The organism is Pseudomonas sihuiensis (assembly GCF_900106015.1).
GTDB lineage: Bacteria > Pseudomonadota > Gammaproteobacteria > Pseudomonadales > Pseudomonadaceae > Aquipseudomonas > Aquipseudomonas sihuiensis.
Genome location: NZ_LT629797.1, coordinates 3,321,367 through 3,337,697, shown reverse-complemented (window position 1 = coordinate 3,337,697; position 16,331 = coordinate 3,321,367). Strand labels below are relative to the sequence as shown.

The following is a 16,331-nucleotide window of genomic DNA, read 5'->3' as shown; positions in this document are numbered from 1 at the left end:
GCTGGTTCAGCGCGTGCCGAAGACCACCATGGTCTTGCCCTTCACATGTACCAGGCCCTGTTCTTCCAGGGACTTGAGTACACGGCCGACCATCTCACGGGAGCAGCCGACGATGCGGCCGATTTCCTGGCGCGTGATCTTGATCTGCATGCCATCCGGGTGGGTCATCGCGTCCGGCTGCTTGCACAGGTCGAGCAGGGTGCGCGCAACACGGCCAGTGACATCGAGGAAGGCCAGGTCGCCGACCTTGCGCGTGGTATTGCGCAGGCGCTCGGCCATCTGGCTACCGAGGGCGAAGAGGATTTCGGGGTCTTGCTGGGTCAGCTCGCGGAACTTGGCGTAGCTGATTTCCGCTACTTCGCATTCGGTCTTGGCGCGAACCCAGGCGCTGCGTTCCTTCTCTGAGCCATCCTTCTCGAACAGGCCCATCTCGCCGAAAAAGTCGCCAGAGTTGAGATAGGCGATGATCATCTCGCGGCCATCGTCATCCTCGATCAGGATGGTGACCGAGCCCTTGACGATGAAGAACAGGGTTTCGCAGCGATCACCTGCGTAGATGATGGTGCTTTTGGCTGTGTAACGACGACGATGACAATGTGCAAGAAGCTTGTCGAGGTTCTTGATTTTTGGTGTAAGGGTAATAGCAACCATGCCCGAGTCCCGAATATGAAAAGTGAAGGCCTTTGTCCAACGGCAATTTCTTATTTGTTATCCGGCTAAGTGTGCCAGCATTCCGACGCCAGCTTAACAGACATACTATGACTGGGTAGTTTTTTGCGACCTGGGTAACGTAACTATGCGGAACTTTCGCGCATTCGGCGCACATCGGATTGCAGCCTGCCTGTGCTAATCTGCCAAACTTTTCCATTCTGGGAGCCAATCTCGATGAAAGCGCGTGTGCAATGGGCCGGTGAAGCTCTGTTCCTTGGCGAGTCCGGTAGTGGCCATGCCGTGGTGATGGACGGCCCGCCCGATGCCGGTGGCCGTAATCTCGGTGTTCGGCCGATGGAAATGTTGCTGATCGGCCTCGGAGGCTGCAGCAACTTCGATGTGGTCAGCATTCTGCGCAAGGGCCGCCAGCCGGTCGAAAGCTGCGAAGTGTTCCTCGACGCCGAGCGTGCCGACGAGGAGCCCAAGGTGTTCACCAAGATTCACCTGCACTTCGTGGTCAAGGGCCGCGGGCTGAAAGAGGCGCAGGTGAAGAGGGCGGTGGAACTGTCGGCGGAGAAGTACTGCTCGGCCTCGATCATGCTGGGTCGTGCCGGCGTCGATATCAGCCACGATTACGAAATCGTCGAGCTGGGTTGAATCGAGTCGTGTCAGTAACGAGGGCGCCAATGGCGCCCTCGTTCGTTTCAGACGCGGTAGGTGCTCTTGGTCATCACCTTCGACAGCAAGGTCATGCCGAACTTGATCGGTGCCGGGAAGCTTACGCCGCCCGCTGCCAGGGCACTGTTGGCGTGCTGCTGTTCGTCGATGCGCATCTGTTCGAGGATGGCGCGCGACTTGGCGTCGTGCTCGGGCAGTTGCTCCAGGTGCTCGTCCAGGTGTTTACACACCTGATCTTCGGTGGCAGCGACGAAACCCAGGCTGACGCGATCACTGACCAGTCCGGCAACGGCACCAACGCCGAAGGACAGACCGTAGAACAGCGGGTTTAGCACGCTGGGCTGGCTGCCCAGTTCGCGAATACGCTGTTCGCACCAGGCCAGGTGGTCGATCTCCTCGTCGGCCGCATGCTCCATGGCGCTGCGCACTTCCGGCAGCTTGGCGGTCAGCGCCTGACCCTGATAGAGCGCCTGGGCGCACACTTCACCGGTGTGATTGATGCGCATCAGGCCGGCGACGTGGCGCGACTCCTCACTGCTCAGCTCGGTCTCGTTCTGCACGATGGCAGGCGAGGGGCGACTCGACGTGCCGCTGAATGGCAGCAGCGTGCGCAGCGCGGCATCTGCTTGCAGCAGCAGGCGGTCGACGGGGGAATACTGGCGTTCGCTGGCCATGGGGCACCTCCAGAGGTAACAACCCGGCTAGTTTACTGCAAAGTCGCCAAGTCGTCCGTGGCTCAGAGGCTGTTCTAAAGTCTCGCGAGCTAGGATCGTGCAATACCGATGGCGGCCCCGCAAAAACAGGTGAGGAACGGTTGGAGTCGCGGACGACTGTACTTTTGTACATTCGCATGACTCGCTCCGCTCGCCCCTTCGGGGCCGCCCTGAAGGACGTTGGCCGCAAGCGGCCTCCGAGCCTGTTTTTAACGCAGCAGGGCCGACGCGCAGCAGACTTTGGGCAGTCTCTCAGGGTAGCTCGCGCAGCACGCGAAACCCCAGCGCATAGTCGCGGTGATGCGGTTGCTTGAGATCGCGCATGCTGCTGCGCAGGTAGACCGGGCCACTGTTCCAGGCGCCGCCGCGCACCACGCGCGGGCTGCTGTCGAGCAGGCCGGCGCTCTGCGTTTCGCTGCCGTCGAAGCGCTGGGTGAAGTTCGAGGCCGTCCACTCCCAGACGTTGCCCGCCGTGTCGTGCAAGCCGAAGCCATTGGTCGGGAACTGGCCGACGGCTGCCGTCTTGTTGCGTAACAGGCGCGAGCTGGCGCAACCGCGGCAGTGAGCGCGTGGCGCCTGCTCGCTGCTGTCGAGTTCGTCGCCCCACCAGTAGTAGCTCTGGCTGCCTCCGCGCGCTGCATACTCCCATTCGGCTTCGGTCGGCAGGCGATAGCGCGCGCCCGTCTCGCGTGATAACCACTGGGTGTAGGCGTGAGCGTCACGCCAGGACACATGAATCACCGGGCGCTGCGCCGAAAGGCCCCAGCCCTCGTTGTCAGGCATGGGCAGCTGGTTGGCGTCGGCGTACTTCTGCCAGTCGGCGAAGGTGACTTCGTAGCGGCCCATGGCGAAGGGTTGAGCGAACGCAATAGATCGTTGTGGACGCTCGTTGTCATTGCCACGACCGCTGGCATCGCCCATGCGGAACTCGCCAGCCGCAATGACCACCATTTCGGGGCCCTGAGCGCCGCCGGGCAACGGGTCGCTGAAGGTTTCGATAGCAACGGCCGGCAGGTTAACCAGCAGGCTGGCTGCGATGGCCATGGATACTGTGACGCAACGCGCTTTCAGCACTTGCACGGCGTGATGCCTCCGGCGACGATCTGCGTGTTCAGGCGGTCCATGCGGTAAGTTCTCGATTCTGTGAAACCGCGGATGGTAACCCTGCGTGCCTGGCTGGCCAAATCTCACAAGGAGTCGGTGTTGAAGAACGATATTCATGATCTTGGACTGGTGCTGGACTCCAAGGTCAAGCTGGTGGTGATCGAGTCCTGGGACGAGCTGCGCGTGCTGGAGACCCTGACTGGCCTGGCGATCAAGCGCGGCCTCGGTCTGCACACCTGGTCGGTGACCGAGGGCCTGCAGCGTCTGGGTTTCGGCGGCGCAGCAGTGGACGAGTCGCCGACCCTCGAGCCCGAAGCGGCGCTGCGTATGATCAAGGCCGATCTGCAGCCGAACCTCTACGTGATGTGCGACCTGCATCCCTTCCTCGATGACAACCCCAGGCTGGTGCGCCTGCTCAAGGAAATCGCCATGAGCCAGGCCGCGCACAAGCCGACGCTGGTGCTGGTGTCGCATGCGCTCAAGCTGCCTGCCGAAGTACAGCGTTTCGCGGCTCGTTTCAGTCTCGCGCTGCCGTCGGAAGACGAGCTACTGAGCATCGTGCGTGACGAGGCGACGCGTTGGAGCGAAGGCAATCGCGGCGCACGCGTGCGTACCGACAATCGCACCTTGCAGCAGGTGGTGAAGAACCTGCGCGGCCTCAGCCATGCCGAGGCACGCGCGCTGGCGCGCAACGTGATCTGCGATGACGGCGCGATCACCCAGGAAGACATCCCCGAGCTGAACAAGACCAAATTCCAGCTGCTGGATCTGGAGGGTGTGCTCAGCTTCGAATACGACACTGCACGCTTCGCCGAAGTCGGTGGGTTGGTCAACCTCAAGCGCTGGCTGGCCGAACGTCAGGCCGGCTTTCTCGAAGGCAAGCTCCTGGACGCACCGAAAGGCGTGATGCTGGTCGGCGTACAGGGCGGTGGCAAGAGCCTGGCGGCCAAGGCGGTTGCCGGACTCTGGGGCTTGCCGCTGCTGCGTCTGGACTTCGCCTGCCTGTACAACAAGTTCTTCGGCGAGACCGAGCGTAATCTGCGTGAGGCGCTACGTCTGGCCGAACAGATGGCGCCCTGTGTGCTGTGGATGGACGAGGTGGAGAAGGGGTTGGCCAGTGGCGACCACGACGGCGGCGTGAGCCAGCGCGTGCTCGGCACCCTGCTGACCTGGATGGCCGAGCGCAAGGCACCGGTGTTCGTGGTGGCCACGGCCAATGCCATCGACCGTCTGCCGCCGGAACTGGTACGCAAGGGGCGCTTCGACGAGCTGTTCTTCGTCGATCTGCCCAGTGCCGAGGTGCGGGCCGACATCTTCCGTATCCACCTGCAACGTCGTGAACTGGAACCAGGCGGCTTCGATCTCGCGCAGCTGGCTGCTGCCAGCGAGGGCTACTCGGGCGCCGAGATCGAGCAGGCAGTGGTCAGCGCGCTGTACGCTGGTCAAGCGCAGCAGCAGGCGGTCGATCAGGGGTTGCTGCTGCGCGCACTGCAGAGCACCGCGCCGCTGTCCGTGGTGATGGCCGAGCGCTTGATGGCGTTGCGAGAGTGGGCCGATGGGCGCACGGTCAATGCCGGCTGAGTACCCGGTCAGGCGCCGATGAAGGGGCGGGTCAGGCGACCACTGAGTTTGCGTACCAGCCAGCGCGGCGCGAGGCGTGGACTCAGGGCCAGCAGGCGGTTGCGCCAGCCGGGAATGATGATGGCGCGGTTCTTTTCCAGTGCACGCACGGTGATCAGCGCCACTTCCTCGGCGCTCATCATCAGCTTGCTGCCGGCAATCCGCGTGACGTCCATCTGCGCTGCACGGAAAAAGGCGCTGTGGGTCGGACCGGGGCAAAGTACTGACACACGCACGCCGCGGCTTCTCAGCTCTTCGCGCAACCCCTCGGAAAAGTTCAGCACATAGGCCTTGCTGGCGTAGTAGCTGCTCATCCAGGGGCCGGGCTGGAAGGCCGCGACCGAGGCGACGTTGAGAATCTGCCCGCTGCCGTGCTCGGCCATGCGCTGACCAAGTGCGTGACACAGGCGGGTCAGCGCCAGCACGTTGACTTCCAACTGCTCCAGCTCGCGACTCCAGTCCTGCTCCAGGAACGGACCGGCGCAGCCGAGGCCGGCGTTGTTCACTAGCAGATCGACATGCCACTGGCCTTCTTCCAGCTCCAGCAGCAGGCCGGACAATTGCAGCGGCTCGCTCAGGTCGCAGAGACGAAACAGCACTTCGACGCCGAAGCGCTGGGCCAACTCGCAGGCGATGCTTTCCAGGGCATCACGCCGGCGCGCCACCAGGATCAGGTTGCGCCCCCGGCGTGCCAGGGCTTCGGCCAAGGCCAGGCCAATGCCGCTGGACGCTCCGGTGATCAATGCATAGCTGCGCATGGTCGGGAATTACTGCTCCTGATATTCGGCGGCACGCTCGACATAGCCCTGATACTGGGGAATGGCGATGGCGGCGACGATACCGGTCACCGGCACCAGCAGGAACAACCAGGCCAGTACCTTGACTGCAGTGCTGTTGGGGGGCGGTGGTGGGCCGTAGCGGTTGACGCCTTGAGTGCCCGGGATGATCAGCATCAGCAGGGCGAACACGCTGCCGACCACCGGGATCAGGTGCACCAGCAGCAGCCAGCCGGACCAACCGATGTCATGCAGACGCTGTACGCCGATGAAGATGCCGATCACCACCGCGGCAATACTGACGATGCCCAGCGCCAACATGGCCAGGGTCGAGGACATCGCGGCAATGCCGGTACCGATCAACATGATCGGGATGAAACACAGCGTCATCGCCATCAGCCAGCCCAGGTAACGGACGCGGCCGATCCGGCCGCTGACGCCGAGGACCTTGAGCTCGGAGTACTGCGGCAATTGCTCGGCGACATTTGCCTGTGGCGGTGCATAGGGCGATGCAGCCGCTGCGACAGGTGCTTGGGCCGGAGCGGCTTCGGCCAGCTGTGCCTGGCGGGCGAGGTATTTCTCGATGATGATGCCGCAGGCGGAGCACTCGCTCGCCTTGGCCTGCTGATGACCGCATTTAGGGCAGGTCATATGCGGTGTGGCCGCGTCCACGGCCTGCTCTGTTTCGGCTTCGGTTGGCACCAGACTCAGACTGGCGGCCTGATCCAGCTCCTTGCGCACCTTGGCCCCCGCCTTCTGCAGAGCATTGAGGTACTGCTCCGCCTCGCCTTCGCCCAGATCACGCTTGAGCGCCACCGGCGTTCCGCTGAACAGACTGTCGATACGGGCAAGGTCGCTCTTGAACAGGCGGGCCAGGTTTGTCTTGACCATTTCCAACGATGCCTCGGGCATCAGTTGGCCGTCGAACACGATCTTGTAACGCGGTTGATTCATGCGAGCTTCCTTGTCGGCGGGAAGTGGGGGAGCGAAGTGCCCGTTGAGCAGCAAGCGAGGCATAAGCCTAGAGTGCCGCGAGGCCAATATACAAGCGGCCTGAAGCGCCGCTCATGGCTATTTTTCAGCTGTCGCCTATTGTGCTCCAGCGGCCGACCAGCTGGCCGCGGCGTAGTAGACGTATTTCGCTGAAATCGCCCAGCACACCTTCGCTGATCGCGGGGCGCAGAAATACCCAATCGTTGCTCGTCAGTCGTGTGCCTCTACCACCCACCAGGCGCTCCTGGTTGGCGCTACGGCCGTAGAGTTCGTCGTAGTCGAGCCCGGCCGGTGAGACGGGCTGTGCCGGCCAGCGACCGCCGTAGAGGTAGTAGGCGTTCTCTCGGTTGGGGTTCCAGGCGCTGATCAGAGGCTGCAGCGGTTGCAGGTAGGGCAGGGCGCCGTCGACCGTCTTGAGCACGGGGCTGGCGATCCACAGGGCCGGCTGATGCTCCTTGAGCAGTGGCGTGTCGAACTCCGCGGGCTTGAGCAGGGCGGAACCGACGGCGACTTCATTGAGCGAAGTCTCCTGCTGGCTGTGCAGCAGGTAGGTCAGGCTGCCGGCACCGTTGAGCAGCGGCTTTGCTGGCCAAAGATCGCTGACCCCCTGAGCGCTGCTGATGAATAGTCGATAGCGCTCATCGGTCTCGCTGAATGCTCGTAACTGATTCTGCCAGGGTGGGCTGTGTGCGACATGCGCGTCATATCCCATCAGCCCCTGCAGACGCAGTGCCGGCTGCTGGCGGAGTTGCAGCAGCGCCTGAGCCAGCGCCTGCGGGGTGGCGAAACCGCCGCGCTCCAGGCCGACGTCGATTTCCAGCGCAATGCGCAGCGGTCGCCCCAGCGCCTTGGCCAATTCACCGTATTGCATCAGGCGCTGCTGGCTGTCGATCAGCCAGGTCACCTGGCGGTCGGGATCGAAATCCTGGTGGTGCGCAAGCTGGCGATAGAAATTCAGCACAGCGGCAACCGGCATGGGTTTGCCAAGCAGCAGGTCGGCCTGGGGAAAGCTCCTGGCCAGGTGGTTCAGTTGCGGCTGATGAAAGACCATGAAGCGCTGGGTCTGCAGGCGCTTGGCCAGGTATTCCAATAGGCCGGTGCTAGCCAGCGATTTGGCCACCAGGCGCAGCTGGAGGCGACCGCCCAGTCTTGCGGCCAGCAGGTCGGCGTTGGCGTCGAGCCGGTCGAGGTCGAGCAGCAGGGTGGGGATACCCTCGTCATCGCGCTGCAGCTGCTGGTTGAGCTCGGCGAAGTAGGCGTCATGCTCGCGACCTCGATCAGTTGGGCGCAATGCCCAGCCGCCGAGCAGACCGAGCGCGCCCAGGCCCAGCAGGTGGCGACGCTTCATCGCGGCCAGCGTTGCCCCAGCGCTTGGCTACGTGTCAGTGCGGCGCGATATTCGTGGTCGAGTCGCGACACCAGCTCCTGCACCGATGGCAGATCGTCGATGCCGCCGACGCCCTGGCCGGCCGACCAGACGGTTTTCCAGGCCTTGGCTTCTTCATCCATCGGCTTGAGCTTCTCGCCGTAGTTGATATCGCCCTTGTTCTGCAGCTGTTTCAGGTCGTAGCCGGCCTGTTCCAGGCTCTGGCGCATGAAGCTGGCCGGTACACCGGACACGGCGGGTGTGTGAATGATGTCGGCGGCCCGCGCTTCGAGAATCATCGCCTTGTAATCGGCCGACGCGTTGTTCTCGGTCGTGGCGATGAAGCGTGTGCCCATATAGGCCAGGTCGGCACCGAGCAATTGCGCGGCGAGAATTTCGTGGCCGTGGTTGAGGCAGCCGGACAGCAACACGGTCTTGTCGAAGAACTGACGAATCTCGGCCAGCAGGGCGAAGGGACTCCAGGTACCGGCGTGGCCGCCAGCGCCGGCTGCCACGGCGATCAAGCCATCCACGCCAGCCTCGGCAGCTTTTTCGGCATGGCGGCGGGTGGTCACGTCATGGAACACCAGGCCGCCGTAGCTGTGCACCGCATCGACCACTTCCTTCACCGCGCCCAGGCTGGTGATGACGATGGGCACGCGGCGTTCGACGCAGATGGCCAGATCCGCCTGCAGGCGCGGGTTGCTGTTATGCACGATCAAATTGACGGCATAAGGCGCGGCGTTGCTCGCCAGGCTGGCTTCGATCTCATCGAGCCAGGCGGCGAAACCGGCGCTCTCGCGCTGGTTCAGCGCCGGAAAGCTGCCGACGATGCCGCTATTGCAGCACGCACTGACCAGCGCCGGGTTGGACACCAGAAACATCGGCGCAGCGACCAGAGGCAGGCGCAGGCGTTGATCGAGCAGGGCAGGCAGAGACATGGCGAATTCCTCAGAAGGGGCGAACGACGACCAGAATGACGATGCCCAGCAGGGCCAGCACCGGCGCTTCATTGAACCAACGATAGAACACGTGACTGCGGCTGTTCTCGCCGCGGGCAAAGCGCTTGAGCTGAGCACCGCAGAGGTGGTGATAGATCACCAGCGCCACTACCAGCGTGAGCTTGGCGTGCATCCAGCCTTGTGTGAAGTAGTACGCCGAATTGAGACTGAGTAACCAGATGCCCAGGCCCAGCGTGGCGATCATCGAGGGGATCATGATGCCGCGATACAGCTTGCGCTCCATGATGCAGAAGCGTTCGTGGCTGGCGGCGTCGCTGCTCATGGCGTGATAGACGAACAGACGCGGCAGATAGAACAGGCCGGCGAACCAGCAGACCATGGCGATGATGTGCAGAGCCTTGAGCCAGAGATAGAGCATTTTCGCTTCCCGCGCTGAAAAATGGCCTCGATAGTAGAGGCAGCTGACGGTCTGCGTCACCTCCGCGGTTGGAGCTTGGCCGATGCGGCTTTATCATCGGCAACTTTCCAATGGCTTTTGCAAAGGGGCATGTGATGATCAAGGTCGGTATCGTCGGCGGCACGGGCTACACAGGTGTCGAATTGCTGCGTCTGCTGGCGCAACACCCGCAGGCAGAGGTGACCGTGATCACTTCCCGTTCCGAGGCCGGCCTGCGCGTCGACGAGATGTACCCCAATCTGCGCGGCCACTACCCCGAACTCGCGTTCAGCGTGCCGGATGTCGCCACCCTGGGCGCCTGTGATGTGGTGTTCTTCGCCACCCCGCACGGCGTGGCCCATGCGCTGGCTGGTGAGTTGCTCGCTGCGGGCACGCGAGTGATCGACCTCTCCGCGGACTTCCGTCTGCAGGACGCCGAGGAGTGGGCCAAGTGGTACGGCCAGCCGCACGGCGCCCCCGAGCTGCTGAGCGAGGCGGTGTATGGTCTGCCCGAGGTCAATCGTGAGGCAATCAAGACTGCGCGCCTGATCGCCGTACCCGGCTGCTACCCGACCGCTACTCAGCTGGGGCTGATCCCGCTGCTCGAAGCCGGGCTGGCGGATGCCAGCAGCCTGATCGCCGATTGCAAGAGCGGTGTCAGCGGTGCCGGTCGTGGCGCCAGCGTTGGTTCACTGTTCTGTGAGGCCGGCGAGAGCATGAAAGCCTACTCGGTCAAGGGCCACCGCCACCTGCCGGAAATTCGCCAGGGGCTGCGCCAGGCAGCAGGTAGCGATGTCGGCCTTACCTTCGTGCCACACCTGACGCCGATGATTCGTGGCATTCACGCGACCCTGTATGCGCGCGTGGCCGATACCTCGGTCGATCTGCAGGCACTGTTCGAGAAGCGTTACGCCGGCGAGCCTTTCGTCGATGTGATGCCCGCGGGTAGCCATCCGGAAACCCGCAGTGTGCGCGGAGGCAACGTTTGCCGCATCGCCGTGCACCGTCCTCAGGGCGGCGAACTGGTGGTGGTGCTCTCGGTGATCGACAACCTGGTCAAGGGGGCCTCCGGCCAGGCGGTGCAGAACATGAACATCCTCTTCGGTCTCGACGAGCGTCTTGGCCTGTCGCACGCGGCCCTGCTGCCGTGATACCGGGCTGGGAGGTCCGCCTCAGCGATCCGCGTCGTGAGCGCAGACGCCGTTGGCTGCAACTGCTGCTGGTGCTCGCCGTACCGGCGGCCTTTGCCCTGGGATGGTACTGGCCACAGGTGCAGCCTCAGCAGACGCCCGAGGATACGCATGCACTGCTGACCCGTGTTGCCGAACAGGAGCAGGAACTGGAGCTGTTGCGCCAGCGCCTGGCTGTGGTCGGCAGTAGCGACAAGGTCACTCAGCAGGCCATGGAGCAGAATCGCCGCACCATCAAACTGCTGGAGGAGCAGATCTTCAAGCAGCAGCAGGATCTGGCCTTCTATAAAGGCGTGTTGGCACCTGCCAGTCGTCGTGAAGGCATTCGCATTCGCGCCTTTGAGCTGCAAGCCACGGACGCGCCGCAGCGATTTCGCTACAAATTGCTGATGAGCCGAGTCGGTGCCAGTGATGAGGCATTGCAGGGGCGTTTGCGTATCACGGTCGAAGGACTGCAGGACGGTAAGCCGGCCACTTTGGAGCTGGCGGCGCTGTCCGACGAGGTCAGCGAGAGCAGCATTGCCTTCTCTTTCAAACACTTCCAGTCCTTCCCCGAAGCGGGTCGTTTCGGCGAGCTACAACTACCTGAGGGCTTTGAGCCGCGTCAGGTCAAGGTTCAGGCGGAGGTCGAGGGCGACAAGCCGCTGAGCCGTACATTCGAATGGATAAAATCAGGAGCGATAGCCACCCATGTGGAGTAAAGACAAGACCAAACCCGACTTGCAGCGCTTCAGCGGTAAGACCAGTCTGATTGCCGCTGGCGCCGAGCTGGTAGGCGACATGCGCTTTCAGGGCGCGGTGCAAGTGGATGGTCGGGTCACCGGTAATCTGTTGGCTACCGAAGGGCTGGTGCGCGTGAGTGCAGGCGGTCTGGTTGAAGGTGAGATACGTGCACCCCATATAGTGATCGATGGAGAGGTGAGTGGTGATGTGTTCGCCAGCGGCCATCTTGAGCTGGGTTCACGCTCCCGGGTTCGCGGTAACCTGCACTACGGCCTGATGGAGATGGCCATGGGGGCGCAGATCGAGGGGCGCCTTTGCCACCTCAAGGATGGTGAGCGGCCACTCGAGCTTCCAGCTACGCTGGAAATCGAGCAATAGTTGACCAATTTCGTCGGGCAAGCGGATAATGCATGCCCAAAGCAGTATGGCGCATGGCGCCGGGAGTCCAGCATGAGCGTCGAAACCTTCACCCCTGCCCCCTTGCACTTTACCCAAGGCGCGGCCAGCAAGGTGAAGAACCTGGTCGATGAAGAGGGCAATCCGCGCTTGAAGCTGCGCGTGTTCGTCACGGGCGGCGGCTGCTCGGGCTTTCAGTACGGCTTTACCTTCGATGAGGACGTGGCCGAGGACGACACCATTGTCGAGCGTGAAGGCGTGAGTCTGGTGGTCGATGCCATGAGCTTCCAGTATCTGGCAGGTTCGGAGGTCGACTATCAGGAAGGGCTGGAAGGTTCGCGTTTCGTGATCAAGAACCCCAATGCCACCACTACCTGTGGTTGCGGGTCGTCCTTCTCGATCTGAATGCTTTGCCTGATGACAGACGCCGCGCTCGATGCGCGGCGTTGTCGTTTTCAGGCCGGGTAGATGGCGCCGAGCACGCGCAGGCCTTTGGCGCCAGTCACGCTCGGTCGATTGCCAGCAATGCCTTCAAGTGCGCAATGTGCCAGCCAGGCGAAGGCCATGGCTTCGACCCAGTCCGGGTCTACGCCCTCAGTCGCGGTGCTGCTGACCTCGGTTCCTGCCAGCATCTCGCTCAGGCGCTTCATCAGGCAAGCGTTGTGAGCGCCGCCGCCACACACCAGCAGAACGTCCGTGTGGGCTTGCGCGTTGCGCAAGGCGCTGACGACACTGCGCGCGGTGAGTTCTACCAGGGTCGCCTGAACGTCTTCGCCGGCCAACTGTGGCAATGCTTGCAGATGGCCAAGCAACCAGTCGAGATTGAACAGCTCGCGACCGGTACTCTTCGGTCCTCGGGTGGCGAAGAAGGGATCGCCCAGCAGCCGTTTCAATAGCTCCGGGTGTACGGTACCGCTGGCTCCCCAGGCACCATCACGGTCATAGGCGAGGCCCTGGCAATGCTGAATCCAGGCGTCGAGCAGAACGTTGCCAGGGCCGCTGTCGAATCCCAGAACCTCCTGGCCGGGTGAAAGCAGGCTGAGGTTACTGAAACCGCCGACATTGAGCACGGCAACCTGCCGCTGGCTATTGCCGAACAGATCATGGTGGAAAGCCGGGACCAGGGGGGCCCCTTGACCACCGGCGGCCACATCGCGGCGGCGAAAGTCTGCGACCACGCAAATGCCCGTAAGCTCGGCCAGCAATGCCGGGTTGCCAATCTGGATGGTGAAGCCGCGCGCCGGTTCATGGCGCACTGTCTGGCCATGACTACCGATGGCGCGAATCTGCTGCGCGGTCAGGTTCTGTTGCTGCAGGAGTTCGTTGATAGCGGCAGCGGCCAGTTCGACCCAGCGCTGTTCTGCAATGGCCGCGCGCGCCAGTTCATCATCGCCCGAGGTGCACAGCGCCAGCAGGTCGCTATGCAGCTGTTCTGGCATGGGGCGATAGAGGGTGGCGAGCAGGTGAGGGCGCTGATCCTGATCGATCAGCGCGATGTCCAGCCCATCCAGGCTGGTGCCGGACATCACGCCAATATAGAGGGGCACGGCTTACTGCTGGTTGGCGGCTAGCATGGTGGCCTTTTCCTGGTCCATGCGTGCCATCAGCGGCTTGCTCAGTTGCATGAAGCGTTGCTTCTCGCTCGCTGCAATCGGGTCGGCCATCGGCAGCTTCTGGCTGAGCGGGTCGACGTGTACGCCGTTGACCTGAAACTCATAGTGCAGGTGCGGGCCGGTGGAGAGTCCGGTAGTACCGATATAACCGATGATCTGGCCTTGCTTGACGTTCGCACCGTTGCGTACACCTTTGGCAAAACCCTGCATGTGTGCGTAAAGGGTGCGATAGCGCTGGCCGTGCTGGATGATCACGGTATTGCCGTAGCCACCGTTACGACCTGCCAGCGTCACGCGACCGTCACCGGCCGCCTTGATCGGCGTGCCACGTGGCGCAGCATAGTCGACACCCTTGTGTGCGCGGATCTTGTTCAGGATCGGGTGCTTGCGACCAGTGGAGAAGCGCGAGCTGATACGAGCGAAGTCCACCGGCGTGCGGATGAATGCCTTGCGCATGCTTTCGCCATCGGCATTGTAGTAGCTGGTGGTGCCTTGCTTGCTGGTGTAGCGCACGGCGGTATAGGTCTTGCCGCGGTTGGTGAAGCGTGCCGAGAGAATGTTGCCGGTGCCGACACGCTTGCCGTTCACCACCTTCTCTTCATAGATGACCTCGAACTCGTCGCCTTCGCGAATATCCATGGCGAAGTCGATGTCGTAGCCAAACACGTTGGCCAGGTCCATGGTCAGGCTATGAGACAGGCCCGCACGCTTGGCGGAAAGGAACAGCGAGCTGTTGATCACGCCGCGGCTGTATGCGGTGACCACCTCAGGCTTGACCTGATCGCGCTGGAAATCGAAGCCTTTGTCGGTACGGCTGAGGCGAATGGTTTCCAGATCGCTGAGCTTGCTCTGCAGACTCTTCAACTTGCCGTCTTCGTTCAGTTCGAAGTCCAGCACCTGGCCAACTTTGAGACGGCTGAACTGCTTGGCGTCCTTGCTGCTATTGAGCGCTTCATGCAGATCATTGGCGTTCAGACCGACCTTGGCGAACACGGTAGAAAGCGTATCGCCATTACTGACCGTGATGTTGTGGTGGTTGGGGTCGGAAGGAGGAGTTGTGTCGGCTGTTTCTAGGAGATCTTCGTCAGCGTCTTCTGCGCTGTTGTCTGCGGTGTTCGCGCTCTGCTCGATCTTTGCGAAGGGCGAAGCGGCGCCAGGCACTGGCAGTCCCGCTCGGAGGTCGTCCTTTTCCTGCAGCACCTGCTCGGTATCGTTACCGAGATCCAGGTCGAGAAAGGTTTTCTGCGCTTCGACTTCACGCGAAGGAAACACCAGCAGAGCCAGGCTCAGCAGCGCAGCTACACCGCTAGCAGCCAGGATGTGGCTTTTAGGGTAGGGCGGGGCTTTAGGAATATTTTGCGTCATGGCGTGAGGCGTTTTCTTGGAATATGCATTAACTGTATAAAATATAACCAAAATCGGCTTGGGGCAACCCTTGACATGCCGAACGGACGCTCAGGGCGCTTACCCTGGGCAAAACTTGTAATTAGTCCGCGATCTTGTATGGTTGGTTCCCTTTCAATTTCCAGTGGTTGCGGGTTCTGTCATGAAGTCGGTCGAAGAGCAGCTGGCGCTGATCAAGCGCGGTGCAGAAGAGGTTCTGGTTGAGGCTGAGCTGGTCGAAAAGCTCAAGCGTGGTCAGCCGCTGCGGATCAAGGCGGGTTTCGACCCTACCGCGCCTGATCTGCATCTCGGTCACACCGTGCTCATTAATAAGCTGCGTCAGTTTCAGGAGCTCGGTCACCAGGTGATCTTTCTGATCGGGGACTTTACCGGAATGATCGGTGACCCCAGCGGCAAGAGCGCTACTCGTCCGCCGCTGACCCGTCAGCAGGTTCTGGATAATGCTGAGACCTATAAACAGCAGGTGTTCAAGATTCTCGATCCGGTCAGGACCGAGGTGGCGTTCAACTCCACCTGGATGGATCAGCTCAAGCCCGCTGACTTCATTCGTCTGGCTTCGCAGTACACCGTGGCGCGCATGCTCGAGCGCGATGATTTCGACAAGCGCTACACCGGCAACCAGCCGATCGCCATTCATGAGTTTCTCTACCCGCTGGTGCAAGGCTACGATTCCGTAGCACTGAAGGCCGATGTCGAGCTGGGCGGTACCGACCAGAAATTCAACCTGCTGATGGGGCGCGAGTTGCAGCGCGCCTATGGCCAGGAATCGCAGTGCATCGTCACCATGCCGTTGCTGGAAGGTCTTGATGGCGTGAAGAAGATGTCCAAGTCGCTGGGCAATTACGTCGGCATCCAGGAGGCGCCGGGCGTGATGTACAACAAGCTCGTGTCCATGCCTGATGCGCTGATGTGGCGTTACTTCGAACTGCTCAGCTTCCGCTCCATGGAAGAGATCGAGCGGTTCAAACGTGATGTTGAGCAGGGCGCCAATCCACGTGACATCAAGATCAAGCTGGCCGAAGAGCTCGTGGCGCGCTTTCACGGTGAAGAGGCTGCGGCCACTGCGCACCGCTCCGCTGGCAATCGCATGAAGGATGGCGAGCTGCCGGAAGATCTGCCTGAGGTTGAGTTGGCCTCGGTTGAAGATATGCCGATCTCGTCCGTCCTTAATAAAGCAGGCCTGGTTAAGAATGCTGCCGTGGCTCGCGATCTGCTGGGTTCGGGTGGCGTGCGCGTCGATGGTGAGGTGGTTGACCGCACTTTCCTGTTCAAGGTGGGTTCGACCCATGTCTGTCAGGCCGGCAAGAAGGCCTTTGCGCGCATCACGCTCAAGGCCGAGTAACAAAACTGCAAAATAAGCTTGACGCGCATTCTGCTGGCGGTAGAATGCGCGCCACTTCAGCGATGAAGCGCTTCAAAAACTTCTTGTTAATCAATAAGTTAAGTTGAATGAAGGGCTTGCAAAGGTGGATCTGGCGTGTAGAATGCGTGCCGGTCGATAGGGTGGTGGTTTGATCCTGTTGGTGGTTCGGTCGAATGGATCGAAAGCGGTTTGAAAGAGGTGGTTGACAGCGGTTTTGAACGCTGTAGAATGCGCCTCCCGCTGGAGAGAAGAAGTTCTGATCGAAGGCGCAAGTGGTTGAGTAGAAAGAAGTTTCTCCGGAAACAAAATCGAAAAACAGCTTGACAGATAGAGAGGCTGCTGT

17 protein-coding genes are annotated in these 16,331 nt (G+C 61.7%); 7 read left to right on the top strand and 10 right to left on the bottom strand.

Annotated features, from left to right (window positions below):
- Positions 1-6: 6 nt before the first annotated feature.
- Positions 7-651: a cAMP-activated global transcriptional regulator CRP gene (gene crp, locus BLT86_RS15855; RefSeq protein WP_017675648.1), complete on the bottom strand. Its 645-nt coding sequence runs from the start codon at positions 649-651 to the stop codon at positions 7-9.
- A gap of 234 nt (positions 652-885) precedes the next feature.
- On the opposite strand from crp, the gene BLT86_RS15850 reads away from it, so the two are divergent.
- Complete coding sequence (locus BLT86_RS15850; protein WP_092377968.1) at positions 886-1,308, top strand: OsmC family protein; 423 nt, start codon at positions 886-888, stop codon at positions 1,306-1,308.
- 47 nt (positions 1,309-1,355) lie between these two features.
- On the opposite strand, the gene coq7 is transcribed toward BLT86_RS15850, so the two are convergent.
- The gene (coq7, locus tag BLT86_RS15845; RefSeq protein ID WP_092377966.1) at positions 1,356-2,003 is read right to left on the bottom strand and encodes a 2-polyprenyl-3-methyl-6-methoxy-1,4-benzoquinone monooxygenase; all 648 of its coding nucleotides are present in this window, start codon (positions 2,001-2,003) and stop codon (positions 1,356-1,358) included.
- A gap of 291 nt (positions 2,004-2,294) precedes the next feature.
- The gene (locus BLT86_RS15840; RefSeq protein WP_092377963.1) at positions 2,295-3,122 is read right to left on the bottom strand and encodes a formylglycine-generating enzyme family protein; all 828 of its coding nucleotides are present in this window, start codon (positions 3,120-3,122) and stop codon (positions 2,295-2,297) included.
- A gap of 123 nt (positions 3,123-3,245) precedes the next feature.
- Between BLT86_RS15840 and BLT86_RS15835 the strand changes: the two genes are divergently transcribed.
- Complete coding sequence (locus BLT86_RS15835) at positions 3,246-4,727, top strand: AAA family ATPase (RefSeq protein ID WP_026088457.1); 1,482 nt, start codon at positions 3,246-3,248, stop codon at positions 4,725-4,727.
- 8 nt (positions 4,728-4,735) lie between these two features.
- Here BLT86_RS15835 and BLT86_RS15830 read toward each other — a convergent pair whose 3' ends face one another.
- From BLT86_RS15830 to hemJ, 5 genes are all read right to left on the bottom strand, one after another.
- Entirely contained in the window at positions 4,736-5,524 is a 789-nt protein-coding gene (locus BLT86_RS15830) for an SDR family NAD(P)-dependent oxidoreductase (RefSeq protein ID WP_017675643.1), read from the bottom strand.
- Positions 5,525-5,533: 9 nt separating this feature from the next.
- Positions 5,534-6,496: a DUF805 domain-containing protein gene (locus tag BLT86_RS15825; RefSeq protein WP_017675642.1), complete on the bottom strand. Its 963-nt coding sequence runs from the start codon at positions 6,494-6,496 to the stop codon at positions 5,534-5,536.
- A gap of 124 nt (positions 6,497-6,620) precedes the next feature.
- The gene (locus tag BLT86_RS15820) at positions 6,621-7,883 is read right to left on the bottom strand and encodes an alanine racemase (protein ID WP_017675641.1); all 1,263 of its coding nucleotides are present in this window, start codon (positions 7,881-7,883) and stop codon (positions 6,621-6,623) included.
- A complete protein-coding gene (locus BLT86_RS15815) occupies positions 7,880-8,842 on the bottom strand; it encodes an NAD(P)H-dependent flavin oxidoreductase (protein WP_017675640.1) in 963 nt (320 codons plus the stop codon). Before BLT86_RS15815 ends, BLT86_RS15820 begins: the two co-directional genes overlap by 4 nt.
- Before the next feature lie 10 nt (positions 8,843-8,852).
- Complete coding sequence (gene hemJ, locus BLT86_RS15810; RefSeq protein WP_017675639.1) at positions 8,853-9,281, bottom strand: protoporphyrinogen oxidase HemJ; 429 nt, start codon at positions 9,279-9,281, stop codon at positions 8,853-8,855.
- A gap of 134 nt (positions 9,282-9,415) precedes the next feature.
- Here hemJ and argC point away from each other — a divergent pair, with 134 nt between their 5' ends.
- From argC to erpA, 4 genes are all read left to right on the top strand, one after another.
- The gene (gene argC, locus BLT86_RS15805; RefSeq protein WP_017675638.1) at positions 9,416-10,450 is read left to right on the top strand and encodes an N-acetyl-gamma-glutamyl-phosphate reductase; all 1,035 of its coding nucleotides are present in this window, start codon (positions 9,416-9,418) and stop codon (positions 10,448-10,450) included.
- Complete coding sequence (locus tag BLT86_RS15800) at positions 10,447-11,190, top strand: DUF6776 family protein (RefSeq protein ID WP_017675637.1); 744 nt, start codon at positions 10,447-10,449, stop codon at positions 11,188-11,190. Before argC ends, BLT86_RS15800 begins: the two co-directional genes overlap by 4 nt.
- Positions 11,180-11,590 carry a bactofilin family protein gene (locus BLT86_RS15795; protein ID WP_017675636.1) on the top strand — a complete coding sequence of 137 codons (411 nt, stop codon included), beginning with the start codon at positions 11,180-11,182 and terminating at the stop codon, positions 11,588-11,590. The genes BLT86_RS15800 and BLT86_RS15795 overlap by 11 nt, the downstream gene beginning before the upstream one ends.
- Before the next feature lie 72 nt (positions 11,591-11,662).
- Positions 11,663-12,013 carry an iron-sulfur cluster insertion protein ErpA gene (gene erpA, locus BLT86_RS15790; protein ID WP_003463426.1) on the top strand — a complete coding sequence of 117 codons (351 nt, stop codon included), beginning with the start codon at positions 11,663-11,665 and terminating at the stop codon, positions 12,011-12,013.
- A 50-nt stretch (positions 12,014-12,063) separates the two neighbouring features.
- On the opposite strand, the gene BLT86_RS15785 is transcribed toward erpA, so the two are convergent.
- Together BLT86_RS15785 and BLT86_RS15780 are read right to left on the bottom strand one after the other, a co-directional pair.
- Positions 12,064-13,155 (bottom strand): anhydro-N-acetylmuramic acid kinase, encoded by a 1,092-nt coding sequence (locus BLT86_RS15785; protein WP_017675635.1) that lies wholly within the window; start codon positions 13,153-13,155, stop codon positions 12,064-12,066.
- A 3-nt stretch (positions 13,156-13,158) separates the two neighbouring features.
- Positions 13,159-14,586, bottom strand: coding sequence for a peptidoglycan DD-metalloendopeptidase family protein (locus tag BLT86_RS15780; RefSeq protein ID WP_017675634.1), 1,428 nt, complete (start codon positions 14,584-14,586; stop codon positions 13,159-13,161).
- Between the two features lie 181 nt (positions 14,587-14,767).
- Here BLT86_RS15780 and tyrS point away from each other — a divergent pair, with 181 nt between their 5' ends.
- Positions 14,768-15,967, top strand: coding sequence for a tyrosine--tRNA ligase (gene tyrS / locus BLT86_RS15775; protein WP_092377960.1), 1,200 nt, complete (start codon positions 14,768-14,770; stop codon positions 15,965-15,967).
- Positions 15,968-16,331: the final 364 nt, after the last annotated feature.